Origin of the sequence: Cyanobacterium sp. IPPAS B-1200, from assembly GCF_001747005.2 — a bacterium.
GTDB lineage: Bacteria > Cyanobacteriota > Cyanobacteriia > Cyanobacteriales > Cyanobacteriaceae > Cyanobacterium.
In genome coordinates, this window is sequence record NZ_CP182899.1 from 3,097,037 (window position 1) to 3,122,734 (window position 25,698).

At 37.4% G+C, this 25,698-nt stretch carries 25 protein-coding genes; 12 read left to right on the forward strand and 13 right to left on the reverse strand.

The annotated features are described in order from the left end of the window. Positions 1-108 precede the first annotated feature (108 nt). The 4 genes from A5482_RS14365 (at position 109) to A5482_RS14380 (ending at position 3,211) form a co-directional block, all read left to right on the forward strand. Positions 109-366, forward strand: a complete 258-nt coding sequence (locus tag A5482_RS14365) for a chlororespiratory reduction protein 7 (protein ID WP_069790299.1) — start codon at positions 109-111, stop codon at positions 364-366. Between the two features lie 26 nt (positions 367-392). Further along, positions 393-1,691 carry an L-lactate MFS transporter gene (locus A5482_RS14370; RefSeq protein WP_069790300.1) on the forward strand — a complete coding sequence of 433 codons (1,299 nt, stop codon included), beginning with the start codon at positions 393-395 and terminating at the stop codon, positions 1,689-1,691. A 171-nt stretch (positions 1,692-1,862) separates the two neighbouring features. After that, the gene (hisA, locus tag A5482_RS14375; protein WP_069790301.1) at positions 1,863-2,633 is read left to right on the forward strand and encodes a 1-(5-phosphoribosyl)-5-[(5-phosphoribosylamino)methylideneamino]imidazole-4-carboxamide isomerase; all 771 of its coding nucleotides are present in this window, start codon (positions 1,863-1,865) and stop codon (positions 2,631-2,633) included. An 11-nt stretch (positions 2,634-2,644) separates the two neighbouring features. Further along, entirely contained in the window at positions 2,645-3,211 is a 567-nt protein-coding gene (locus A5482_RS14380; RefSeq protein ID WP_069790302.1) for a nicotinate-nucleotide adenylyltransferase, read from the forward strand. A 36-nt stretch (positions 3,212-3,247) separates the two neighbouring features. Here the strand turns inward: A5482_RS14380 and rnc are convergent, their stop codons facing one another. From rnc to dnaK, 6 genes are all read right to left on the reverse strand, one after another. Then, positions 3,248-3,988 (reverse strand): ribonuclease III, encoded by a 741-nt coding sequence (gene rnc, locus A5482_RS14385; RefSeq protein ID WP_069790303.1) that lies wholly within the window; start codon positions 3,986-3,988, stop codon positions 3,248-3,250. A 136-nt stretch (positions 3,989-4,124) separates the two neighbouring features. Then, positions 4,125-4,799 (reverse strand): deoxyribose-phosphate aldolase, encoded by a 675-nt coding sequence (deoC, locus tag A5482_RS14390; protein ID WP_069790304.1) that lies wholly within the window; start codon positions 4,797-4,799, stop codon positions 4,125-4,127. A gap of 68 nt (positions 4,800-4,867) precedes the next feature. Further along, positions 4,868-5,182, reverse strand: a complete 315-nt coding sequence (locus A5482_RS14395; protein WP_069790305.1) for a DUF2973 domain-containing protein — start codon at positions 5,180-5,182, stop codon at positions 4,868-4,870. Between the two features lie 100 nt (positions 5,183-5,282). Then, positions 5,283-5,594, reverse strand: a complete 312-nt coding sequence (locus tag A5482_RS14400; protein ID WP_069790306.1) for a DUF2605 domain-containing protein — start codon at positions 5,592-5,594, stop codon at positions 5,283-5,285. Positions 5,595-5,691: 97 nt separating this feature from the next. Continuing rightward, on the reverse strand, positions 5,692-6,036 hold the full coding sequence (locus tag A5482_RS14405) for a DUF3082 domain-containing protein (protein WP_069790307.1): 345 nt from the start codon (positions 6,034-6,036) through the stop codon (positions 5,692-5,694). Between the two features lie 184 nt (positions 6,037-6,220). Beyond that, positions 6,221-8,128 carry a molecular chaperone DnaK gene (dnaK, locus tag A5482_RS14410; protein ID WP_069790308.1) on the reverse strand — a complete coding sequence of 636 codons (1,908 nt, stop codon included), beginning with the start codon at positions 8,126-8,128 and terminating at the stop codon, positions 6,221-6,223. A gap of 572 nt (positions 8,129-8,700) precedes the next feature. Between dnaK and typA the strand changes: the two genes are divergently transcribed. After that, positions 8,701-10,494, forward strand: coding sequence for a translational GTPase TypA (gene typA / locus A5482_RS14415; RefSeq protein WP_069790309.1), 1,794 nt, complete (start codon positions 8,701-8,703; stop codon positions 10,492-10,494). 95 nt (positions 10,495-10,589) lie between these two features. On the opposite strand, the gene A5482_RS14420 is transcribed toward typA, so the two are convergent. From A5482_RS14420 to menA, 3 genes are all read right to left on the reverse strand, one after another. Further along, positions 10,590-11,393, reverse strand: a complete 804-nt coding sequence (locus A5482_RS14420) for a response regulator transcription factor (protein WP_069790323.1) — start codon at positions 11,391-11,393, stop codon at positions 10,590-10,592. 103 nt (positions 11,394-11,496) lie between these two features. After that, on the reverse strand, positions 11,497-13,314 hold the full coding sequence (locus A5482_RS14425; RefSeq protein WP_069790310.1) for an ABC transporter ATP-binding protein: 1,818 nt from the start codon (positions 13,312-13,314) through the stop codon (positions 11,497-11,499). A 163-nt stretch (positions 13,315-13,477) separates the two neighbouring features. Beyond that, on the reverse strand, positions 13,478-14,392 hold the full coding sequence (gene menA / locus A5482_RS14430) for a 2-carboxy-1,4-naphthoquinone phytyltransferase (RefSeq protein WP_069790311.1): 915 nt from the start codon (positions 14,390-14,392) through the stop codon (positions 13,478-13,480). A 177-nt stretch (positions 14,393-14,569) separates the two neighbouring features. Between menA and A5482_RS14435 the strand changes: the two genes are divergently transcribed. Next, positions 14,570-16,003, forward strand: a complete 1,434-nt coding sequence (locus A5482_RS14435) for an isochorismate synthase (RefSeq protein ID WP_083260398.1) — start codon at positions 14,570-14,572, stop codon at positions 16,001-16,003. 56 nt (positions 16,004-16,059) lie between these two features. Here the strand turns inward: A5482_RS14435 and A5482_RS14440 are convergent, their stop codons facing one another. Beyond that, the gene (locus A5482_RS14440; RefSeq protein ID WP_069790313.1) at positions 16,060-16,866 is read right to left on the reverse strand and encodes a prepilin peptidase; all 807 of its coding nucleotides are present in this window, start codon (positions 16,864-16,866) and stop codon (positions 16,060-16,062) included. Positions 16,867-17,050: 184 nt separating this feature from the next. Here A5482_RS14440 and A5482_RS14445 point away from each other — a divergent pair, with 184 nt between their 5' ends. Both A5482_RS14445 and A5482_RS14450 read left to right on the forward strand, forming a co-directional pair. Beyond that, positions 17,051-18,022, forward strand: a complete 972-nt coding sequence (locus A5482_RS14445; RefSeq protein ID WP_069790314.1) for an LCP family protein — start codon at positions 17,051-17,053, stop codon at positions 18,020-18,022. A 70-nt stretch (positions 18,023-18,092) separates the two neighbouring features. Next, positions 18,093-18,647 (forward strand): hypothetical protein, encoded by a 555-nt coding sequence (locus A5482_RS14450; RefSeq protein WP_069790315.1) that lies wholly within the window; start codon positions 18,093-18,095, stop codon positions 18,645-18,647. Positions 18,648-18,691: 44 nt separating this feature from the next. Here the strand turns inward: A5482_RS14450 and rpmF are convergent, their stop codons facing one another. The 3 genes from rpmF to A5482_RS14465 form a co-directional block, all read right to left on the reverse strand. Beyond that, positions 18,692-18,868, reverse strand: a complete 177-nt coding sequence (gene rpmF, locus A5482_RS14455) for a 50S ribosomal protein L32 (protein WP_069790316.1) — start codon at positions 18,866-18,868, stop codon at positions 18,692-18,694. A gap of 199 nt (positions 18,869-19,067) precedes the next feature. Further along, positions 19,068-20,210: a cysteine desulfurase family protein gene (locus A5482_RS14460; RefSeq protein ID WP_069790317.1), complete on the reverse strand. Its 1,143-nt coding sequence runs from the start codon at positions 20,208-20,210 to the stop codon at positions 19,068-19,070. 48 nt (positions 20,211-20,258) lie between these two features. After that, positions 20,259-21,143 (reverse strand): WYL domain-containing protein, encoded by an 885-nt coding sequence (locus A5482_RS14465; protein ID WP_069790318.1) that lies wholly within the window; start codon positions 21,141-21,143, stop codon positions 20,259-20,261. Between the two features lie 100 nt (positions 21,144-21,243). On the opposite strand from A5482_RS14465, the gene A5482_RS14470 reads away from it, so the two are divergent. The 4 genes from A5482_RS14470 (at position 21,244) to A5482_RS14485 (ending at position 25,477) form a co-directional block, all read left to right on the forward strand. After that, entirely contained in the window at positions 21,244-21,534 is a 291-nt protein-coding gene (locus A5482_RS14470) for a nucleotidyltransferase family protein (protein ID WP_069790319.1), read from the forward strand. Then, on the forward strand, positions 21,531-21,863 hold the full coding sequence (locus A5482_RS14475; protein WP_069790320.1) for a HepT-like ribonuclease domain-containing protein: 333 nt from the start codon (positions 21,531-21,533) through the stop codon (positions 21,861-21,863). The genes A5482_RS14470 and A5482_RS14475 overlap by 4 nt, the downstream gene beginning before the upstream one ends. Before the next feature lie 12 nt (positions 21,864-21,875). After that, positions 21,876-23,831 carry a type I-D CRISPR-associated helicase Cas3' gene (cas3, locus tag A5482_RS14480; RefSeq protein WP_069790321.1) on the forward strand — a complete coding sequence of 652 codons (1,956 nt, stop codon included), beginning with the start codon at positions 21,876-21,878 and terminating at the stop codon, positions 23,829-23,831. A 62-nt stretch (positions 23,832-23,893) separates the two neighbouring features. Then, a complete protein-coding gene (locus tag A5482_RS14485) occupies positions 23,894-25,477 on the forward strand; it encodes an IS1634 family transposase (RefSeq protein WP_446684784.1) in 1,584 nt (527 codons plus the stop codon). The last annotated feature ends 221 nt before the right edge of the window (positions 25,478-25,698 follow it).

Sequence of the window (25,698 nt, forward strand, 5' to 3'; positions counted from 1 at the left end):
CAACAATATTTAAGGGTGAGGGCTAACATCGAATACTATTAATTTAAATTCGGTTTTAGCCCTTTCTTTTTAATGGTAAAAAGTACATTTTAATTAATTTTTTTTTCTATGGCTGACTCAATCATGTATCAAGAAGATGGTTATGTTGTATTGGAAAACGACAAGCCAGAAGAATTGATGAGTAAGACAGAATTACTAGACAAACTCCAACAAGTTGTAACCAATGCCACAGATTTACCCCGTGATGTGGCACAACATAATAGTATTGAGGCAAAAGCCGAATATTTACTAGAAAACTACTGCGAATTTAATCCCGACGAAAATAGTTACTTACAATGGTATGTGGTGCGCTGGGAAAAAAATTAGTTCCAAAATTGGGTCATTAAATTTTTATGGCAACATTTCTTATCAAAGACAACTTAGATAAACAAAGATGGTGGATTGCCTTCGCCGCTATTCTTATCCAGTTGTGTTTAGGCACTATCTACTCTTGGAGTGTGATAAAAAATGAATTAGTCACTAACCAAGGTTGGCAAGAAGTTGATACTTCCTTGGCTTTCGTCATCGCCTTGGGTGTTATCGGGTTTGCTGCTGCTGTGGGAGGAATTTTAGTAGATAAAAAAGGGCCTCGGTTTGTGGCAACTTTAGGGGGTTTACTCTTTGGTATTGGTACTATTATCGCAGGGGTAGGAATCCAATTAAATAATCTCCTTATTCTCTATTTAGGTTATGGATTAATTGCCGGATTGGGAAATGGGTTTGGTTATGTTACTCCCATTGCTACCCTCATTCGTTGGTTTCCCGACAAAAGGGGTTTGGTGACAGGATTAGCCGTAATGGGTTTTGGGGCTGGTTCATTTTTTATTGGTTTAATTGCACCTTATTGTATTAACAATTTTGGGGTGCCTAACACTTTTTATCTGTGGGGAATTTGTTTTTTAATTTTAATAGTCATGTCTGCCCAGTTGTTGATAAATCCACCCCAAGGATGGCTACCCCTCGGTTATGAGTTGCCCACAGGAAATAAAACCATTGACTCCTATGATTTCCATCGCGCCATTAGGGCTTCTCAGTGGTGGATTTTGTGGGGAATTTTATTTGTCAATGTTAGTGCAGGATTGGGTTTTATTTCTCAGTTATCAAGCATTGCGAGAGATTTATATTACCTGCCTAGTTTTGAGGATTTAAGCCCCCAAGAGGTTAGTTTGCTTAGGGATAGGGCAGGGGCTTTTGTCGTGGCGATCGCAGCTATTTTTAACGGTTTAGGAAGACTATTTTGGGCATGGCTATCGGACATTTTTGGCAGAAAAGCGATTTTTTCCACCATGTTTATCACCCAAGCCGTCTTATATTTGATAACCCCTTATCTCCATAGCTATATTCTTTTTGTCTTCATTGCCTGTTATCTTCTCTCTTGCCTTGGGGGTGGATTTGCTACCATGCCAGCCTTTGCCGCCGACACCTTTGGCTCAGAAAATATTGGTCGTATTTATGGGGCAATGTTAACCGCTTGGGGCAGTGCAGGGGTTATGGGGCCTTTTGTTTTTAGTTGGATAAAGGACAACACCGCCAGTTACAACTATGCCCTTTATGGTGCCATGGGTTTACTGGTAATTGGTTTTATTTTAACAAGGCTTTATCACCCTCCCCGTAGAATAAAATGTGTTGGTGAAATAATAGGCAATGAGTAATAAAATGATTTATTGTCCATTGCTAAGTAGGTTGGCGAAATTAATTATAGCTCTTATTTTATTAAGACTCTTATGAACAAGGGGTTTAAACCCCTTGCCTAAATCTATTTAATTATGCCTACTTACTCAATAGGTTATAATTAAAATTCTTGACATTTCGCTAATGTGGTTATGGAAGTAATACCAGCAATTGATTTATTAGGTGGGCATTGTGTACGTTTATATCAAGGAGATTATGCCCAATCTCAAGTATTTAACGAAAATCCTGTGGAAGTTGCCCTACAATGGCAGAATCAAGGGGCTACCCGTTTACATCTCGTGGATTTGGATGGGGCAAAGGCTGGGCATCCTGTGAATGTGGATGTGATTAAAGAAATTGTTTCGGCTTTAGATATTCCTGTACAAGTGGGCGGGGGATTGCGCGATCGCACTTCAGTAGAAACCCTATTTAAATTAGGGGTAGATAGAGCTATTGTTGGCACCGTAGCTGTAGAAAATCCTGAGTTAGTCAAGGAATTGTGCGAAGCGTTTCCCCAAAAGGTAGCCATCGGCATCGATGCCAGAAATGGAAAAGTAGCCACCAAGGGATGGTTAGAAACCTCGGAAGTAGAAGCCACTGAATTAGCCAAAGCCATATCACCCCAAGCCGCCGCCATCATTTATACCGACATCCATCGGGATGGCACCTTAGTAGGCCCAAACCAAGAAGCCTTACGGGAAATTGCTAGTGTTACCGATATTCCTATTATCGCTTCTGGGGGTATTAGTTCATTGAGCGATATTCTTAGTTTGCTATCCCTCGAACCCATTGGGGTAAAGAGCGTTATTGTGGGCAAGGCGATTTATACTGGAAAGGTAGATTTAACGGAAGCCATTAAAGCAGTGGGAGATGGCAGATTACAGGATATTCCCCTTAATTTTGGTGATTCGGCCCTAGCTTAAACAGTTGATTAATGAAAATTGCTATTTTTGGAACCAGCGCAGATCCCCCCACCATTGCCCATCAAACAATTTTAGGTTATCTGAGTCAAAAATATGATTTGGTAGCAGTGTATGCTTCTGATAACCCTTTTAAAGAGGGTCAAAAAAGCCTATACCATCGTAGTCAAATGTTGAATTTAATCATAGAAGAACTGAGTCTATCTTCTGGTAATGATAACATTAAACTGGGAACGGATATAGGCGATCGGCGCACAGTCCATACCATCGAAAAAGCAAAGAAAAAATGGGGTGACAAAGCCGACTTAACTTTCGTTATTGGTAGTGACTTAGCCCCGCAAATATTTAGCTGGTATGAGGCAGAAAAACTGTGGCAACAGGTAAAGGTTTTAATATTACCCCGTGAAGGTTATCAAATTGATACTCAAACCCAGAAAAAGCTAGATAGATATACCCTTGGCTACACTCTAGCAGACTATCCACTACCCCCTGTATCTTCTACAGAATATCGTCAAAATCAAAATCAAGAAATCTTGACCCCGAAAGTAAAATCATACATTCAAGATCACGATTTATATTAAAAAATAATCACTAACACTTTCCCCGTCAAAGCCTAATTATTGATTTTTGCTGGGAGAAACTTGTTCTTGATTAACAAAAGCATAAAAAGCCTGTTTAGCTGCCGCCTGATGGGATGCTTTTTTGGTTGCACCTTTACCCTCACCCAAGAGCTTATCTTTTAACCATACTTGCGCCACAAAACGCTCGTTTTCTTCACCTTTATTTAAACGATGTTCTTGGACAAGATAGGTAGGTAAAGATTTATGTACCCTTTGCGTCCATTCCTGTAAGGCATCTTTGTAATTTTGTCGGGCAGGGTCGGCGTGAACTTGAGCCGCTTTTTCTGATAAAATGTGGTCAAGCCAATGGCGTATTAATTCCATGGTTTTGGTGCTTTCGTATAACGCTCCGAGGATGGCTTCAAAGGCATCAGCAAGGCGAGAGATGCGCCCCATGCGATCGCCCCTTACATTAGGAGCAATTAGTAGATACATTTCTACCCCATACTGTTCTGCTATTTCAGCCAAAAAGCGATCGCTTACAATGACCGAACGAATGGCGGCATATTCCCCTACAGGTAAATCAGGGTAGGTTTCTTTGAGTAATTCTGCGGCAACCAGCCTCACCACGGCATCACCGACAAATTCTAATTGTTCGTAATTGTTTTGATGAGAGAAACTCGGATGAGTCAGGGCGGTATCTAATAATGTCCAGTTAACTTTTGATAAATCTGTTAAACCTAGTTTTTTAAGTAGTTTCTGTAACTCTATGCGACGACGAGGATCAGTTATTGTCATTAGACTATATGTTTGAAATCTGCTGAACTTCTCTTTATGGGCAAGTTCGACTATGATCTTCTATCATAACATTTTTCGCCATTTAGGTCTAGGAAACCAATGAACAATTGCAAAGATGAGCAATGGTTACAATGATTTATCTGACATTGTCCTTTTGTTGTCTGACTATTTCGACTCCCCTTGATGTGCCTAGACGGGTTGCCCCTGCATGGATAAGGGCGATCGCACTTTCTAAATCCTTAATACCCCCAGAAGCCTTAATACCAACACGCCCCTTAGAAATACGATGCAATAGAGCCACATCTTCCACCGTTGCACCCCCAAACCAACCAGTGCTAGTTTTTAGGAAACTTACCCCTGCATCCAAACATATTTCCGCTGCTACTTTCTTTTCTTCTTCCGTCAAACGGGTGGTTTCCAAAATCGCCTTAACAGGAATACCCGTCTCCTCACAAATAGAGGCTATTTCCTTATGAATCCAGTCAAACTTCCCAGACTTTAACCAACCTAAATTAATAACCACATCTAACTCCCCTGCCCCGTAATTAGTGGCTTCTTGGGCTTCGTGTAGCTTTACATGGGGAGTAGTGGCTCCCGTGGGAAAACCGATAACTGTCGCCACCTTAATCTTTTGGGTATGAAGGATAGAAACAGCCTTTTTTACATGGACAGGATAGACACATACTGCGGGAAAACCGCAATCAATAGCCTGATTGCAACACAATTCTACATCCTTGGTTGTCGCCAGAGGATTTAAGAGAGAATGATCTATATAATCGGCTATATTAACATCCGCAGCAGTGATTACCATAAAGCAAGTAAGGAAAAAAATTACGTTAGCTTCAATTATCCATTATTAATTATCAATTATCAATTATTCTAACTGTCTTCTTCGGTTTGTCTAGTTTGTCCTGGGGATGATTGATAGATAGAATCTAATCTTTGACGGGCATCTTCTACGGATACAGAACGAATTACCAATAAAGGCTCATCCACAGGATCTCCGTTATCATCCAACAATTCAGGATGAGGTACCCTGTAAGACTGGGATGGTCTTCTATTTAAAGGTTTGGGGGTATCAGTCCAAGAGCCTCTTTGAGACTCACCACTGATGGTGATGAGACTACGGATTAAGTTGCTGATGGCGAAAAAAGCAATCACGGTAAAGGCAAGAATATAAATTAGGTGTAGCATTAAAGTCTCCGCTCAGAATTCCTTGTAATAGTTTTTAGTTAAATAGCTTGTTAATGTTTTAGTTTTTTCTTTTATTGAGAAAAATCTAGTTTTGGTTTAGTTATTTTTCTTTGCGCCATCTACGGGCAACGCTCCAGCATTCCCCTACAAGGCTGTGCCAAGGCATTAGAACTTTTGTATCTATACCCGCTCTCCCATCGGTGGCTTTAAAGAGCATAGAAGCCGTTTTCACCTCTTCCTGAGAATTTTTGATTCTGGCAATTAGATCATTTTGTTCCTCTTCTGATAAGAAAGTTATTCTCTCGGATTCTAGTAAAGTAATAGAGCGGGAAAACCAGTATTTAAAATCTTCTAGTAAAGGGGCAAGAACCTTGGCTAGTAGCTCTCTTTCTGTGGGTTGAGATGGTTGCATATTATTTTTTATATATCTATATATTACTACTCTATCTATGATCCTAACAAACTTTACATAAATTTACATAAATAGTTAAGTTTTCTCAGAATAATGATTAAGGGTTGGGGCTAGAACCTTGTTTTTTGAAAATTAATTGAATTCCTAGGGCGAATAAACCTACGGTTACCATGACAAATACAAAGGTTGCCATGGTGGTAATGCCCATAATTAGGGTTCTGACGGTGGAAGCAATACGGGCGGCCATAGGGTTGTCGAAACTGATGGGAATTCCTGCGTAGGTTTGTACGATGGACTTGGTTAATAAATAAGCGGCGATCGCCAATGCTCCTGATATTGCTCCCCCAACAAAACAACGAGGGGGGGTGATGGGTTTATCAATGGATTCACTTTGTTCTTGATTGGTGGTGATTTTTGTTTCTTTTTTGTCTGAATCAGTCATATAAAATATATTCGAGGTTTTTCCCGATTATTGAAGTGCTACATTTCAATCATAATATTATTTTTCCATTGCCACTCAAGGATAAAGTGCGATCGTTAAATTATGCCTATGATTTTTCCCATAAAAAAGAGACGTTGAAAACAACGCCTCCTAATTCAAAAATTAAATGGATTTAATCAAAAATCTATTTATCTTCTTCAGAGAATTCCGCATCGATGACATCGTCACCATCATCACTAGGGGCAGAAGAAGCATCCGCACCAGGAGCGCCTCCAGGGGCTGCACCATCAGCAGACTGTTGATAAACATTAGTACCAATGGTATAGAGAACTTGTTGTAATTCAGGCATTACAGTTTTAATCTTCTCATCATCTTCCTTGGCTACCGCATCTTTTAGATCTGCGATTAAACCTTCTGCCTTGGCTTTATCATCCGCAGAAACCTTGTCTCCTAGCTCAGTTATCTGCTTCTCTGCTTGATACACGAGGGAGTCGGCTTGGTTTTTACGCTCAATGGCTTCCCGTTTTTCCTTATCGGCTGCGGCATTAGCCTCGGCTTCTTTGACCATACGATCAACATCCTCATCAGGTAAGGTAGAAGCCCCAGTGATGCTGATAGACTGCTCTTTACCAGTGCCTCTATCCTTAGCCATTACATGGAGGATACCGTTGGCGTCAATGTCGAAGGTTACTTCAATTTGAGGTACACCACGGGGTGCAGGAGGAATACCGTCTAAACGGAAAGTTCCCAAACTCTTGTTATCTTTAGAAAATTCTCTTTCCCCTTGTAAAACGTGAATTTCTACATTACTCTGACTATCTACCGCAGTGGAGAAGGTTTCAGATTTCTTGGTGGGGATAGTGGTGTTTCTGGGAATAATTTTGGTCATTACACCGCCTAGGGTTTCAACACCCAAGGATAGGGGGGTAACGTCTAATAAGAGGATGTCTTTAACTTCCCCAGATAATACACCCCCTTGGATAGCAGCACCGACGGCTACTACTTCATCAGGGTTAACGGTTTGGTTAGGATCTTTTCCTAAGACTTTTTTAACTACTTCTTTAACCGCAGGAATACGGGTTGAACCCCCTACCAATACGACTTCGTCAATGTCGCTAGGGCTTAATTTAGCGTCTTTGAGAGCATTTTGAACGGGGATAGCACAACGATCAATTAAGTCGGCACAAATTTCCTCGAATTTAGCTCTGGTTAAAGATAATTCTAAGTGTTTGGGGCCGTCTTGGGTGGCGGTGATGAAGGGTAAGTTAATATCTGCTTGAGATACGTTAGAAAGTTCAATTTTAGCTTTTTCAGCCGCTTCGGTTAAACGTTGTAAGGCTTGTTTGTCTTTACGTAAATCAATACCTTCTTTGCCTTTGAAGTCGGCGGCGAGGAAGTCAACAATTTTTTTGTCGAAGTCGTCTCCCCCTAGGTGGGTATCTCCAGAGGTGGCTAATACTTCAAATACACCATCCCCTACTTCGAGTACTGATACGTCGAAGGTACCACCACCCAAGTCAAATACGAGGATGGTTTCGTTACTTTTTTTATCTAAACCGTAGGCCAAGGAAGCGGCGGTGGGTTCGTTGATGATACGTTTTACTTCGATACCTGCAATTTTACCAGCGTCTTTGGTGGCTTGACGTTGGGAGTCGTTGAAGTATGCGGGAACGGTGATTACGGCTTCGGTAACGGTTTCTCCGAGGTATTTACTAGCGTCTTCTACTAATTTACGTAATACTTGGGCGGAGATTTCTTCGGGGGCGAATTGTTTACCCTGAGAAGGACAGTCTAATTTTACGTTACCGTTGACGTTTAATACTTGATAGGATACTTCGGTGGTTTCGTTGGTTACTTCGTCGTGTCTTCTACCAATGAAACGTTTTACAGAATAAAAGGTGTTTTCGGGGTTCATGACCCCTTGACGTTTGGCAATTTGTCCTACGAGGCGATCGCCATTTTTCGCATAAGCAACCACGGAAGGAGTGGTTCTAAAACCCTCGGCATTAGCAATAACAACGGGCTTACCACCCTCCATTACTGCCACACAAGAGTTTGTGGTTCCTAAATCTATACCTACTACTTTTCCCATAAATGATTACTGATTTAATATATTTACGAATTTAAAATATTGTAATAATCAAAATTTTGTGATATTCACTTACATTTGATTATTTTCATCTTCTATGATGAGCTAAGTTCAACGATTGAGGTAGTGTAGTTTTCCGTACATTGACTTGTTTACTGGGAGTTTATATGTCAAGTATTTCGAGCAAATAATCAATTAAGGTGCGCTGGAAAAGCAAAATCACTAAGGTTATTAAATGATGTTACATACTCATATTTTCTTGAGCAGGTGGCAGGTTAAAAATATGAAAAGTTTTTATGAGGTTATTGAGGAAGTGAAAATAAGACCATTAGTTAATGTAGAGTTGTTCTAAATTTTTGAACCTGATACCCGATACCTGATACCTAACACCTCAAACCAAGAACTAATTATCTTTTTTTGCGTAACATCAGTTATTAATGGGGAATAATTTTCTCATTTTTTGCCTGAGTACAACAGAAAAAGCGAGTTAAGCCATAAAATTAACAAAAAATAACAATGATCAGTTAGAATTAAGGCAACTATAAATAATCATTACAATAAGTTAAAGAGTATATATGTCTCTCCCCATTCGCAATCTTGCGATTATTGCCCACGTTGACCACGGCAAAACCACCTTAGTAGATGCTTTATTACAACAGTCTGGAATCTTCAGAGAAGGAGAAGAAGTTCCTACCTGTGTCATGGATTCTAATGATATAGAAAAAGAAAGAGGAATTACTATCCTTTCTAAAAATACCGCTGTACGTTATAAAGATACATTAATTAATATTGTAGATACCCCCGGACACGCCGACTTTGGCGGTGAAGTTGAACGGGTTTTAGGGATGGTTGACGGTTGTGTGTTAATCGTTGATGCCAACGAAGGCCCCATGCCTCAAACTCGTTTTGTACTTAAAAAAGCTCTGGAAAAAGGTTTACGCCCCATTGTAGTTGTTAATAAAATTGATCGCCCCAACGTCCACCCTGACAGGGCTGTGGATAAAGTATTTGATTTGTTCGTAGAATTAGGTGCCGATGATGATCAATGCGATTTCACCACCCTTTATGCTTCTGGTTTGACTGGATTTGCTAAAAATAAAATCGACGATGACAATGTTGATATGCAGCCTTTGTTTGAGGCTATCTTACACCATGTTCCACCCCCAGCTGGAGATCCTGAAAAACCTTTACAATTACAAGTAACTACCCTCGATTATTCTGACTATTTAGGCAGAATCGTTATTGGTAAAATTCATAACGGTAAAATTGAAGCAGGACAACAGGCTGCTCTAATGAAAGAAGACGGTACCATGGTTAAGGCCAGAATTAGCAAACTGTTGGGTTTTGAAGGTTTACAAAGGGTTGAATTAGAAGAAGCAAGTGCTGGTTATATCGTTGCTGTGGCAGGATTTACCGATGCCAATATTGGTGAAACTATTACCTGTCCAAATGAACCTCAAGCATTACCTTTGATTCGGGTTGATGAACCTACTTTGAGAATGACTTTCTCGGTTAATAACTCTCCTTTCGCTGGATTAGAAGGTAAATTTGTTACTTCTCGTCAAATTCGCGATCGCCTCGACAAAGAGTTACAAACCAATGTAGCTTTAAGAGTAGAAGATGGAGAATCCGCTGATCAATTTATTGTTTCAGGAAGAGGAGAATTACACTTAGGAATCCTCATCGAGAATATGCGTCGTGAAGGTTTCGAGTTCCAAGTATCTCAGCCTCAAGTAATTTACCGTGAGGTAAACGGACAGCCCTACGAACCTTTTGAATACCTTGTTTTAGACGTACCCGAAGAAGCTCAAGGCTCTTGTATCGAACGCTTAGGACAACGTAAAGCGGAAATGCAGGATATGCAATCAGGGGATAATGGACGTACTCAGTTAGAATTTGTCGTCCCTGCCCGTGGTTTAATTGGTTTCCGTGGTGACTTTATTCGTATGACAAAAGGCGCTGGTATCATGAACCATAGTTTCCATGAATATCGTCCTTTGGTGGGAGATTTAGAAACCCGTTACAACGGTGTACTTATCTCCTTTGAAGAGGGTGTTTCTACTTTCTACGCCATGAAAAATGCTGAAGATAGAGGAGTATTCTTTATCCATCCTGGTACCAAGGTTTACAAAGGCATGATTATCGGTGAATGTAACCGTGCGCAAGATGTGGAAATTAACGTTTGTAAAACTAAGCAGTTGACTAACCACCGTTCAGCAACAGGAGATGAATTAGTACAACTACAGGCTCCTGTGGAAATGAATTTAGAACGCGCTTTAGAATATATCGGCCCCGATGAATTATTAGAAGTAACTCCCGAATCTATTCGCTTACGCAAAGTTAACACTAAAAAGTTAGTTAAGCGTTAATTTTTACTGTCCATTAATTGTCTGAGGGTTAACAATATTGTTAACCCTTTTTTTTGTGACTATTTTTTTTCATCAAGTCCTAGTTATCAACTCCTTTACCTTGCCATTATTCTTTCTTGGTTTAAGGTTGAAGGGGAAAGATGACCATTGTTGTGATTGTTATGGCTATGATAATGTTTTGGGTGTTGATAGGCTTCTGGGGATAAAGGGTTATTTTGTTGTAATAATTCAAGGTTAAATCGATAACCCACATTACGTACCGTTTGAATTAAATTAGGCTGCCTAGGATCAATTTCTATTTTTTTCCGCAAAGATAATACATGGGTGTCGATGGTGCGCTGATTTTCGATCGCCTCGGGCCAAGCTCTACGTAGTAATTCTGTTCTACTAAGGGCTGTTCCTTGGGCTTGGGTTAAGACATAAAGTAAACTAAATTCTTGGGGGGTTAGGTCGATAAATTCCCCTCTAAATTCTACTCTTCTTTGGACTAAGTCTATTTTTAGATCTCCAAAATCGAGAATTAGGGGAGCGTTATTAACTCGAAAGCGACGGAGTAGGGATTCAACTCTGGCTAAAAATTCTTGCATTCCAAAGGGTTTTTTGATGTAGTCGTCTGCCCCTGCTTTTAAACCATTGACCACATCTTTCTCTCCTATTTTTGCAGATAAGACTAAAATTAGGGTTTGTCTTGATTGGGATAACCAACGGCAAAATTCTACCCCGTCACCGTCTGGTAAGTCTGAATCAATAATCATTAGGGTAGGCGGATTTTGGGTGAGGTTACTTCTTGCCTGTTGAATAGTGCTATATTGATGGGTGATGTAACCCGCTTGTTGTAAGTGCCATCCTAGGAGCGATCGCAAATGGGGATTCCCTTCAACTATGGATATGTAAATCACTTCCGCTTTTCCCAATGTCTTGAAATTTTAATATGTTAAGGATAACCTAACCAATTATCAAGATACTGTAACACAGGCTACCTAGAACCCTGTAATCAGGAAATTAATACAAATCTCCGCTTTCTTGGAGAGAATGTAACCTTTGATAAATACCTCCCTGACGAAGTAACTCCTCATGATTACCTACTTCTGCAATTTTGCCATTATCCACCACAATAATTTTATCGGCTTCCCTTACGGTACTGAGACGATGGGCGATAATTATGGTAGTACGGGTGCCAAAAATAGATTTCATCGCCAATTGAATTTCCCTTTCTGATTCATAATCAAGGCTGGATGTGGCTTCATCAAATATTAATATATCTGGGTTGACAATCAATGCCCTTGCAATGCCTAATCTTTGTCTTTGTCCTCCTGATAATCTTACCCCCCTTTCTCCGACGATGGTGTTATATTTATCGGGTAGTTTTTGGATAAAATCATCCACACGGGCGATCGCACAGGCTTGTTTCAACTCTGCTAAACTAACATTAGGATTACCATAGGTCAGATTATCCACAATACTACCGTTAAACATATCCACCTCCTGATGGACAATAGCCATACGACGACGATAACGGCTAATATCAAAGGTTTTAATATTTTGACCATCCAAAACAATTTTTCCTTCCAAGGGGTCAAAATAGCGAAATAAGAGCTTAACTAGCGTAGATTTGCCAGACCCCGAACGTCCCACCAGTGCCACAGTTTGATAAGGTTCAACCTTAAAATTGATATTGTCTAACACCAAACTATCAGGATGATAGCCAAAGGAGATATTTTGAAACTCCAATTTTCCCGTAAACTCATAGGGATTTTTAGGTAAATATTCAGGAATCAAACTAGAAGCATCCTGCCCCGCAGGTAGATTCATAAACTCATGGAAACGAATCATGGACGCATAACGACGGGCAAACACCTCCGCCAAATTGCTCAAAGGCTCTAATTCCGCATAGGCCATACTAGCAAGGGTGTAGGTAGTGATAAAATGTCCTAAAGACATTTCCCCCCTAAAGGTAGGAATTAGCACCCCCAAAAAGACGAGAAACAAAGATAGTTGCACCACTGTGCGATTCCATGTGGCTAACTTTACATAACCCAAATGAATGCGGTTGATAACTACTTTATATTCACGGTTAAAGCGTTTATTTTGTCTAGCCAATTCCCTTGATTCGGTGGCAAAAGCCTTAACGGTTTTAATATTCGTGATTATTTCTGATGTTCTACTTTCGGTATTTTCTTGGTGAGCATCTAATTTTTGCTCTTGGATAATCAACTTTTTGAGATGGAAAAAAGTGAGAACTAAAATCAAAGAAAAAGAGACAATAAAACCCACTGCCAACCATTTTTCTATCAGTAAAATAATAATAAAAATACCAAATACCCTAATTAGTTTCGGAATAAATTGCCCCGCAATTTCTGGATATGTCCAAGTATGATTAGAAATTCCCCTCGCTATTCTTCCCGCTATTCTCCCTGGGTTATTTTCATCATAAAATCCGAGGGGTAGGGTGAGAATTTTTTCGATGACTTTTTGGGAATAGTCTCTTCTTGATTTTAGGGTAATTTCCCAATGATACCAAGAGCCTATCCAAGGCTGTATGGGCGCCCTAGCGACAGCTATTAGGAAAATAAATCCACATAATACTATTAGGTTAATGGTTTGAGGTTGGTTTGATAAATTTAAGAATGTGGCAATAGAGGTAATAATATTTTGTAAAAAAACATCTACTTCATTCCCTGATATAACGTTTAATATTTGACCTATTAAGTAGGGTACTACAAGATCTATTATTTCAAATAGTCCTGATGCACCAATACTAAAAAATACTGTTAATTTATATTTGTCGTAATACCCTATTAAGTCTTTGAATGATGCCATTTTTTTAGTTTATTTAGGGCTTAATAAAACAGATAGTATTCAAGATTAAAAACGGGGATTAGGTAATGATATTTATGATGTCAATACCTAGTGCTTATGGTAGTAAAAAGTTTAATAAATAGAAATTATTTCTTTTTCGATTATATACTATCACCCCTGTTATTTAAGAGAAACACAGTCCTAAACACAATAATAAACCACTAAGAAAATGGAAATTAACAGCAATAAATTTGCTATTTTTTATTTTTTCTGGTTGGGCGTGATATTGATTGACATGGTTAATTAATTGATAGGCAACGGGAAAACTAAACCAAATTAATAAACATTGTTGGGGTAATTGCCCTGTAAATACGAAAATTGTACTTAGAAGATAAACGAGGGCAACGGAAATTATCAGCACATTTGCCCCTGTTTTTGTGCCGATGCGCACGATGGGGGATTTTTTACCTGCTTTTAAATCATCTTCTACTTGATGAAAATGGGAGCAAAAAAGAATAATAGAGGTAGAAATGCCAATAATACTGGAAATAACTAAAGAATTAAAAGAAAATGACTGATTCTGACTATAATAAGCAGATGCGATCGCCATTGGACCAAAAGTAAAAAAACAGATAATTTCCCCTAACCCTTGATAACCAAGACGGAAGGGAGGCCCTTGATAGGTGTAACCCAAAAAACAACTAACAAGGATAAGCCATAATACCGTCCAATCTTGTTGCCACCAGTTGATAAGAAAAATACCTCCTAAACCAAGGAGTAAGATAATATTAGCAATCCAAAAGACAAGGGTTTTATTCCCCGTGAGATTGACTACCGAGTGATGTTTATTAACGTCAATACCTGTGTCGGCATCAAAAACATCGTTAGTGAGATTTAACCAAGCAATAATGGCGATCGCACTTAACAAAAAAGTAATATAAATAGGAGCATTGAAAGTACCCGTGGCAAAGTAAGCCAAAGCAGTACCAAAACTGATAGGAATGACGGCGACAGTGTACATAGGAGGCTTAATCGCTGCTAACCATAGCTTCCTTTTTTTATGTTGCTCAGGCTGGGTGATAGGATTAGTAATCGTCATGGTTACTTATATTCGATAAAATAGACAATGATTAAAGATTGGTTTTGTTACAGTTATTAATCTCCGCCAAGGTGGGGCATATGATTAAAACCAGATTTTAATTAACATTTCCATAGATACCATCAGTTATCCTCTGAGGTTAACAATTTAATATAAATATTTATAATTTTAAGTGTTATGCCGGTCATTCCCGATAACCATTTTTTAACCGATTACTCTCAAAAACTCAAAGAATTAATTTTTTTATCCCACCCTGTCACAGATAATGACGCGCAAATTGTCTCTATTTCTCAGGAAATAAGTCCTATGGATTTATTGGTTTTTCTTGCCATGTTAAAACCAGAAAATCAAGTATCTTTTTACTGTGAAAATCAAAGAAAACAAGAGGCTGTTGTTGCTATTGGGGCGATAAAAAGTTTAGAGGTAAAAAATGAAATTGGGGAGGTGAATGGGGGTTATAATCGCTTTGAGCAATGCCAAACTTTTATAGAAGATTGTAAGGGTAAAATTACCTTTGAAGATAACCTCGATAGTCAAAAAATTCCTTACTTTTTCTCTTCTTTCAATTTTCTTGAACATAGTTCAGATAGTTATCAGGCTTTTCCTCAAGCCAAAATATTCATTCCTTATATACAGTTAGTAAAAAAGGCTAATAGTTATCTAGTAATTGTTAATACTTTTTATCAAAAAAATGCCCCTGAGCTAAACTTAATTAAACAATATTTAAAACAAGATTTTAGTCAGAATATATTACATTATTATCATCAAGTTTATCATTCTCAATGTACTCCTTGTAGTTATACCTTAGAAAAATCTGACTATCATAATTTTACTGATAAAGTTAATCATAGCCTAAAGGCGATCGCCTCGGAAAAACTAACCAAAATTGTCGTTGCCCATGCGCTAGAAATAAAACTAGAAGACAACTTTAACATCATAAAATCCTTAACCAACCTTCGAGACAATCACCCCGATTGTTACATCTTCTGTGTTGGAAATGAAAAAGAAGAATTTTTCCTTGGGGCAAGTCCAGAAAGACTACTATCCATACAAGATAGACAATTAGTAACCGATGCGCTCGCAGGTTCAGCACCAAGGGGCAAAAGCGACTATGATGATAGTTTATTGGGGGAAAATTTGCTCCATAGTGAAAAAGAAAAAAGAGAACATCAGTTTGTCAGTGACTATATTTTTGAGAAACTCTCTATTATGGGTTTAAGCCCCAAAAGAGCATCACTACAACTATTAAAACTATCCAACATTCAACATCTTTGGACACCCATTTATGCTGAAATAATAGAAGAGCGTAATCCACTGGAAATTATCGCCGAGTTGCACCCTACCCCCGCTGTGGCAGGTGTCCCCATCGATGTAGCTTGTGCAGAGATTGAAAACTATGAAAATTTTGATCGCTCTTTGTATGCTGCTCCCATCGGCTGGTTAGATACTAACGGTAATTGTGAATTTATTGTCGGTATTCGCTCGGCGCTGATTCAGGGTAATCGTGCTAGATTATATGCTGGGGCTGGAATTGTCGCAGGTTCAAAACCAGAGCAAGAGTTAACGGAAATTGAGCTTAAATTTCAAGCTCTTTTACAGGCTTTAGTGTAGTTGAATCCAGTTACTTTCTTGCTGTTTCCACAATGGATTATTGATAATGAAGATTATTAAAACATATAGTCAAGATAGGCAGATAGTAATATATCACCGTAAAATAAGGCGACTATTGCACCTACTACCAAAAAAGGACCAAAAGGCATAGGTTGCCCCTTCTTTAAACCTCCAAGGGCGATCGCACTTATCCCGAAAAAAGTACCCACTAAACAAGCCAAAAACCCTGTTATAAGGACATTTTGCCACCCTAACCATACCCCAATCATAGCCACTAATTTGGGATCTCCTCCTCCCATGGCAGGTTTACCAAAAGCAAAAGTACCCACAATTAAAATGGCATCAAATAACCAGATACCAATTACCGCACTTAAAATGGCAGTGAATAAAAACTGACTCGCCCCCGCAATGCCATTATTTAAGAATCCCAGGGCAGTTTGAAAAATTAAACCTACCACCAGCCCCGTTTGGGTTAAAACATTGGGCAAAGTTAAAGTATCAAAATCGATGAGGGCAAGGGAAATTAGCCAACTAACAAAGATGAAATAACCTAACGTCAACCAAGAGATACCGAATTGTAAAAAGATAAATACAAATAATAACCCCGTTATCGCCTCAACCAACGGATAGCGAAAAGAAATGGGAGTTTTACACCAACGACATTTTCCCCCTAACCATAACCAACCAAATACAGGTACATTTTCCGTTACTCCGAGGGGATGTAAACAATGGGGGCAACGAGAAGGGGGATGAATTAGGGAAATTTTGGCAGGGAGGCGATAGATAACTACGTTTAGAAAACTACCAATACAAGCACCTAATACGAATACTATTAAATTTACCAAATAAGAGGCGATCGGCATATACTTTTAATCAACAAGATAAAAGATTATTAACTATTTGAGAAAATGTTAACATTATCCTTAGTTCATACACCTAAAAATATGTCTATTTGTAAAAAACTCAACATATTATAGTATTCCCATCCCCTTCGCAGACTAGACAACGAAAAATTATAGAGGATTAGCATCTAAAAGGTATCAATCGGTGGCAAGAAGAAAAAAAAAATCTCCCGTAATCAAAGGCATTGTCTGGGGTAGCGTCCTGATTTTAACCGCAGGGGCTTCAGCCATGGTGGGAATGTCCGTGGCTTTAAATGGGCAACTTCCTTTTGATATGGGAGCAATTGGGCAAAAACTAGAAGGGCTTAGACAAGGAGGTTTGAGTGTTTTATGGCAAAGAAAACTAGAACGTCCTGTTAATATTTTAGTGATGGGGGTTGATATTCAGCCAGGAGTTGACGCAAATTCAGATCAAAGATTTTCCGCCCGTAGCGATACTATGTTATTAGTTCATTTAGATCCTAATAGTAACAGTTTAAATATGTTGTCTATCCCTAGGGATAGCCGAGTTAGATTCCCTAGCGGTAATTGGGATAAAGTTAACGCAGCTAATGCCATCGGGGGAATTGACTTAACCAAGAGGGTATTACAAAATAATTTTAATAACATTCCCATCGATAAATACGTGCGCATCACGACAGAATCGTTTAAAGAGTTGGTTGATGCGGTGGGAGGGGTAGATGTTTATGTACCCATGGATATGGAATATACCGATCGCACTCAGGGATTATATATTAATCTAAAGGAAGGACAACAGGTATTAAATGGAGATCAAGCAGAGCAATTTGTAAGATATAGGGGAGATAATTTGGGGGATATTGGCAGGGTAAAAAGACAACAAATCATATTACAAGCCATAAAAGATAAATTACAATCCCCTATGGTAATTATTCGACTACCTCAAATTTTAAAGGTGATGGATAAAAACGTTGATACCGATTTAACCAACGGAGAAATTATCACTCTGATGTCTTTTGCCAAAGGATTAGAGCAAAATGGTTTTAATACTACCCTCCTACCCGGGCGCCCCAGTCAACCATGGGAATATCGTCTTAGTTATTGGCTAATTTCTGAAAACGAAAAAAATCAAGTAATTCAACCGTATTTAAACCGATAAATTGTTTAGGGAATAGGGAATGAGATAGACAGTATAATTAAGTCTAATATCTGCATTTTTAAAATATTCCATGAATGAAAATAATTCTACTAAAAATATTTTTCCCATCTCTCCTCTAATTAGAATTACTTTGCTAAGTTTATATTTTGCCCTAACCACTCCCTTACCATTTTTAGCCAAAACTACAACCTTACCCATTCCCCAATGGTTATTTTGGGTAGGTTTAGTTGTCGGGGCTTTTTTGGTTTATACCGTGATGACAGAAAGAGTAATTTTAGATGAAGAAGGCATTAAAGTTACTTACCCTAACTGGGCAAAACTCATTTGGCGTAGGGGTTGGAGTTTGCCATGGAAAGAAGTAAAAGCCTTAAAAATGCGTACCACAGGACAAGGGGGCATGGTATATTACTTTACTACGGATAAAGGCGACAGAGCTTATTTATTACCCATGCGAGTAGCTGGATTTGCAAAGATGGTGCGGATAGTTCAAGCAAAAACAGGCATTGACACCACCGATGTTTATCCCCTTGCACAACCTTGGATGTATTTTTTTCTCCTTGGTTTTACCTTCTTCTTGCTGTTAATTGATGCTTGGGCTATTGTCACCGCAATCAGTATGGCATAAAAAAAGGGGGTAGTTTTACCCCTTTCTTTGTCGATGAAATATTCTTACTCTTCGGTTTCGTCTTCATCCTTGGTGGGATAAACAAAACTGTTGGAGTTGCCAGTTAAAACAGATTTTCCTAAAGATAATGCTTTTTCTGCTTGGAATTTAGCTTTTCTTTTCCAATGGGCTTTACGTTGATCTCTTTTAGATTTAGATGTTTTCTTCTTAGGTACTGCCATATCTTTTAAATAATATTTATACTTAAACTTTTACGTTTACACAACCCTACCATTTTAACCATAGTTGTTATGCCATGGCAATGTTATTGGGTTTGATGAAAAAGTATTTTGGGGAAGGTGGGGAATAGGGAATGGGCAACGGGGAATGGTAAACAGCCTTTTCTTTAAAGGTTACAACATAATATTTAGGGCTCTATAATCAGATAATTCGCTGAATAACTTGTTCTATTACCATGGCTGTCCATTGTATATCTTCCTTGGTGGTATGACGATCTAAACTAATTCTAATACCCTTTACCGCTTCATCCTTACTGTAACCCATGGCAACGAGGGTATTTGATGGCTGACTTTTACCGCTGTTACAGGCTGAACCTGCACTGATGCCGATACCTGCAAAATTCAATTCTCTGACCATTTTACGCCCCGTGAGTTGCTCTGAATCATGGTTTAGAAGAAAACTGGCGTGATGGGGTAAACGGTGCAACAAATCCCCCGTAACGGTTAAATAAGGGCATGGGGATAATAGTTCAAAAAGATAATCTCTTAATTCTCTGAGTCTGAGGTTTTCGGATTCTAATTCTTGTTGGGCGAGGTGAGAGGCTAAACCCATAGATGCGATCGCACCTAATGCCTGTGTACCAGATCTTATACCTTTTTCCTGACCTCCGCCACCCCCAGAAGGTTCTAATTTTACCCCTGCACGGATATATAAAGCCCCTGCCCCTTGAATACCATAATATTTGTGGGCGGAAAGAGATAATAAATCTACTCCCAAATCCTCTACATCAATGGTTAAACGCCCTGCCACTTGTACCGCATCGGTATGGAATAAAACCCCGTGATTTTTGGCAATGGTGGCTAATTCTTTGATGGGTTGAATGGTGCCAACTTCGCTTTGTCCGTAAATAATTGATACTAAAACAGTATTATCTTGGATGGCTTGGGCTAAGTCTTGGGGGTTGACTCTCCCTTTACGGTTGACGGGTAAGCGGGTTACTTGCCATCCTTTATCCTCTAACATTTGGGCAGGAAGGGCGATCGCACTGTGTTCCACCGCAGATATAATGATATGTTGGGGAGTAGCATATTGAGAAGTAATACCAAAAACGGCCAGATTATCCGCCTCCGTACCACCTGAAGTGAAAATGATAGAATCAGGAGAAGGTGCATTAACAAAAGACGCAACCTGCCATCTGGCTTTTTCCAGCGCCAAAGTAGCCCTTTCTCCCCAGCGATGTAAACTAGAAGGATTACCCCATCCCCTTTGTAATATTTCCTGCATCAAATTAATTACCTCCATACGAGGGGCAGTAGTGGCACAGGAATCAAGGTAAATCTGCATAGAAGGATTATATTGAGGGGAATAATAGATTTAGTTTCTATTATTATTTTAACTATCCTGTGAAGGATTTTCAGCATACATAGCATTGATAGCGAACAATTTTTGACAAAATTTTTGTCTCACAGATTCAGGGGCGATAATTTCGCAATCATTCCAATAGTTACTTATTTCCCTAAAAAACCAAAAAGTACTCCACACATTACGAATAATTAATCGAGATGGAGGACTATCTTCTATGTCACCTTTAAAAATATCGTCTTGTTTAATTTCTTCTTTACTGTAAGCAAAAGCTAATCCTCGGTAAACTTTAAATTGGACTTCAATCATATCTAAGTCAGGCTGCCAAGATAATTCTACGGGAGTTACTACGGCTTCCTGAATGCGATCAAGTTTGAATGTCCAGTTATGCTTTAATTCTATGATGTCTTGATTCCCTTCTGCTTCTTGACAGGTACACACTAGATATTGATGTTTTTCTATTATTCTTAATTGTCCGTGAATTACAGTAAAATTCCACAGTCTTTCGGAAGCGTCTTGATAAGTTAATTTAAAGGGTTGCTGTCTTTTTATAAAGTTTTCTATATTTTTACGCCATAGGGGTTTGGGTTTATCTAAAAATTGCTCTATCTCACGGCTAGAAAACATATTTTTAAATTCGCTTCTTTCTATTAATATTTTGGCTATTTCTTCGGCTTCTAGGATAAATCCGAAGTCTAATAACAGTTTTCTTGCTTTTTCTAAGGTTTCTATCCTCTGATTATTCCAATCATTATTGACGGCTATTTTTAATTGGTTAAGGGCGATCGCCTTTATCAACTTCGATACATTAGGTTTATCCCCCCAAGTCTTACCAAACTCCAAAGCCAAACTTTCTAGGGCTTTTTTTTCTTTTTCATTGATAGACAGAGTTATGGCTTGATTTTTTCTAGTCATATATTTATACGGACACTATGTATGTACATTTGTGGTAATTTCTATCTTAATGAATTATTATGACAATATAAGTGATTTACGGACAGTATTTAAGAAAACTATGAACTTAGAATTGCTGAAAGAAAAACGAGAAGAAATCATCAACATAGCCTCAAAACATGGAGCATATAATGTGCGTGTATTTGGCTCGGTTGCAAGGGGAGAAGCAGACGAAAAAAGCGATATTGACTTTTTGATTGACTATGACATCAATGAAATCACTCCTTGGTTTCCTGTGAGGTTAATTAGAGAATTGGAAAACCTTTTAGGTAAAAAAGTTGATGTTGTCACCGTTAATGGTTTGAAACAACGTATTAAAGAGCGGGTTTTACAGGAGGCAATTAATTTATGAGAGACGACACAGAAAGAATTAAGGATATTCAAGAATATATTGAAAAAATAGAAAAATATGTTGTTAGAGGAGAAAGAGAATTTTATGAAAATGAATTAATACAGACGTGGATTATCCATAATTTACAAATTATCGGAGAAGCCAGTCGGGCAACATCTGAACAATTTAAAGCAAAATATTATCAACTTGATTGGCAAGATATGGCAGATTTTAGAAATTTAATCGTTCATGAATATTTTAGAGTTGATTTAGGCGTTGTTTGGGAAATAGTGAAAAATGAATTACCAAAATTAAAACAACAAATTAACGATATTTTACAAGATATTTAAACCATCAAAGTTATGTATCAAATCAAACTAAAATCAGTTTATTCTTGCCCTGCTGATGATATTCCCCAAGATATTAATTTACCTGAAAACTGGTCTTTATCTTGGCACCAGTTAGAAACTTTTAAAGCCCTTAATAATCCTAATATTGATGTTATTTTTAATATAGCAATGACGGGAGATGGTAAAAGTTTAGCTGCTTATTTAGATACCTTACTAGGAGAACAAAACGAGCAATTTCGTTATATTTTGGCTTTATATCCTACCAATGAATTAGCCAGAGATCAACAAGCACAAATTAAGCACTACATTGACTTATTTAAACCTAATAATGAGCCTCGTATAACTCGTTTAAGTGGTGCAGATTTAGAAATTTATGCTGAAACAGAAGAAATCAGAAAAGAAGAGGCGATCGCAACTAAAATTGAAAATTCAGAAATTATCCAAACGAATCCAGATATTCTGCATTATCTCAGAAAAGGGGCTTATCTAATGCCAAAAGACCGTCCTGATAAATTATGGAGTCCTCTGGATAATAAATTTAATTTTTTTGTGTTTGATGAATTTCATATATTTAATGCTCTGAGCATCGCTAATATTATAAATACAATGTTATTAGTGCGTCACACTAATCGAGATAAAAAATATCTTTTCCTTTCAGCAACTCCAGAAACCCAAATAATTGAAAGATTGCAAAAAGTAGGGTTTAATTGCCAAGTAATTGATCCTTATCAAGAACAAAAATATCAATTTCCTGATACCCTAGAAAAATGCCGAGAATTAGAAGCAAAAAAATGGCGTAAAGTGGTTGGTGCAATAGATTTCATTTTTATTCCTTTAGAATCTTCTTATAATGCCTCAGAAAATTGGATTAGAGAAAATAAAAACCTCATTTTATCTCATTTTCAAAAACATCAAGGATGTAAAGGTGCTATTATTCTTAATTCCATCGCTTCTGTTAAACGTTTAACACCTTTATTACAAGAATTTTTATCTCCTTTAAAAGTTCAAGAAAACACAAGTTTGACAGGTAAAATAGACAAAGAAAAATCTTTACAAGCTGATTTAGTTGTTGGTACTAGCACGATTGATGTTGGGGTTGATTTTAAAATTAATTTTCTGATTTTTGAATCCGCAGATGCAGGAAGTTTTATTCAAAGATTGGGTAGGTTAGCACGACATGATGGCTATGAAAAGGAAAGGGAAATAATTAATTTTGACAATTTTACTGCTTATGCTTTAACTCCTAATTTTTTAGTGGAAAGACTATTCAATGATCAAAATAAAAACTTAGAACAAAATGGTATTTATGATCGACATTTTTTTCATGATCAAATTAGAAATAATTATCGTATAATTAATAACTTTGAAGGATATTATCAACGTTGGGCGGGAGTTTTATCAGTATTACTTAGTAGTAAATCGGGATTAGGACATAAAACCATTGAACAACAATTTGCAGGTAGTAAAGAGGCATTTAAACAAGATTGTCAAAAAGTATTTAATCTTAGTCTCAAAAAAACCGCTTTTTGTATGAGAAAATGGGGAGAAGAATGGCAACAATTATCAGGTAAAAAAGGGAATCCCATTGTTGAATCTGCTAGTAGTTTTAGAGGTTCAAATGAGCTTCAATGTGGTTTATATGATTTGACAGAAGTTAATGAGTGCGATCGTTTTAAAACCTATAATTTACCTAGTATTTTAAGCAATTTAGACATCGAACCGATAACCGAAGCTGAATTTAAGCGAATTTTAGAGAAAACTAAAGCTAAAACTAATATACCTATTCCTAAAGGGCGTTTTCGTCATTGTTTAGGCTTTATGAAGTTAAATTGTTATCGAGAGGAAAGATTAAATTGGAAGTTTACTTATGGTGGTGACTTAAAGGCGATCGCAAATTCTTGGAAAGTAACGGTTTTACCGACCTTCCGCATAGTTCAAGAAAAAGCAAGAATACTACAAAAAAAGTGATAAAAAAGATGAAGTGGAATAGAGTAAATTAGTTTTAATAGAGTAATGATAAGTCTAGGAAAATGTATGAATCAATAAACATTGAAATAGAAAATATTGATCATTTAGGTATAATAGCTGGAATAGTAGACGAGGTAGGCATTGTAGAGATTGTAAACCAAAAACTACCATCCTATGCTACAGAAAAAATTAGTAAAGGATTAGTAGTCAAGGCAATGATTCTCAATGCCTTGGGTTTTGTGTCTCAGCCATTGTACCTATTTTCAGAGTTTTTTAACGACAAAGCAATAGAAAAATTACTAGGAAAAGAAGTAAAAAAAGAATACTTAAATGATGACAAATTAGGGAGAAGTTTAGATGAACTATACGAATATGGACTAAGTAATTTGTTCATAGAAATAGTCATAGAAGTAATAAAAAAATATCAAATAAAAAGTAATTATCACCACTTAGACTCCACATCATTTCATGTGGATGGTAAATATGAAAATGAGGAAGAAGAAAATAGAAAAACCATCAAAATATGTCATGGGTATTCAAGAGATAATCGTCCAGATTTAAAACAATGTGTATTAAATTTAATAGTATCAGGGGACGGAGAAATACCATTATGGATGAAATCAGGACAGGGAAATCAAAGTGATAAAAAAGAATTTGTCAAGATAGTAAAAGAGTATAAGAAAAGTATAGAAACAGAGAGTATAACAGTATGTGATAGTGCCTTATATAGTCAAGAGAATATCCAATTACTAGGGGAAATGAAATGGATAACAAGAGTGCCATTAACAGTAAAAAAAGGGAGAGAATTAGTAGAAAACGAAGAAATATTATGGACAGAGATAGAAAATGAGCAAGAACAAGAATTGAAAGAAAGAGGTTATGAATGGAAAGTAATCAAGGAAAACTATGGGGGAATAAACCAGAGATGGTTAGTAGTAGAAAATAAAAAAAGAAAAGAAAGCGATCTAAAAAAAATAAAAAAAGCAATTCCCCTAGAAAAAGAGGAAGTAGAAAAAGAGAAAAAGAAAATATCTAGAAAATTGTGGTGCGATAACAAAGAATGTGAACGAGAAATAAAGAAAAAGAATAAAAGGTTTAAATATTATGAGTTAGAGATAGAAGACATTAGAAAGCAAGAGAAAGGAAAATATGAAGTAAGTGTAGTGGTAAGAGAGAAGGAAGAAGAAATAGAAAAAAAGAAAAATCAAGCAGGAAGATTTATCTTAGCAACCAATGTAATGGAGGAAGAAAGATTAAAACCATGGGAAATACTATGGGAATATAAACAACAACAAAAAGTAGAAAGAGGATTTAGATTTTTAAAGAATCCCTTATTTTTTACCGAGAGTTTTTATGTAAAAAAGGTGGAGAGGTTGGAAGGGATATTATGGTTAATGTCCTTGAGCTTATTGATATATAACCTAGCTCAAAGAGAAATGAGAAAAGAATTAAAAAGAAGAAAAGTAGGATTGAGAAACCAATTAGGAAAAAGAACAGAAAAAGTAACAATGAGATGGATATTCCAATGCTTTCAAGGAATCTATCTGGCAAAAATAAATGAAGAAGAAAGAATCGTAAATATGAATAAAGATAGAGAAGAAATATTAGAATATTTACCAGCAAAATGTCGTGAATATTATCAATAAAAAACCTTGATAGTTAGGAAAACATCAACAAAAATAAGAGCCATTACAACATAAAATAAAAAAATTGATGGCATAGGTTTGTGGTGGGAAAATATAGAAATAGTCCAAGAGTAAAATAGCAGAGAAAAAGACATTAAAGATAATTTTTACTCAAACCATTACAAATAGCTCATCTTCTTTATGTCGCTTTATTTGTGACAAAATGAAGTGCGGAAAGTCGG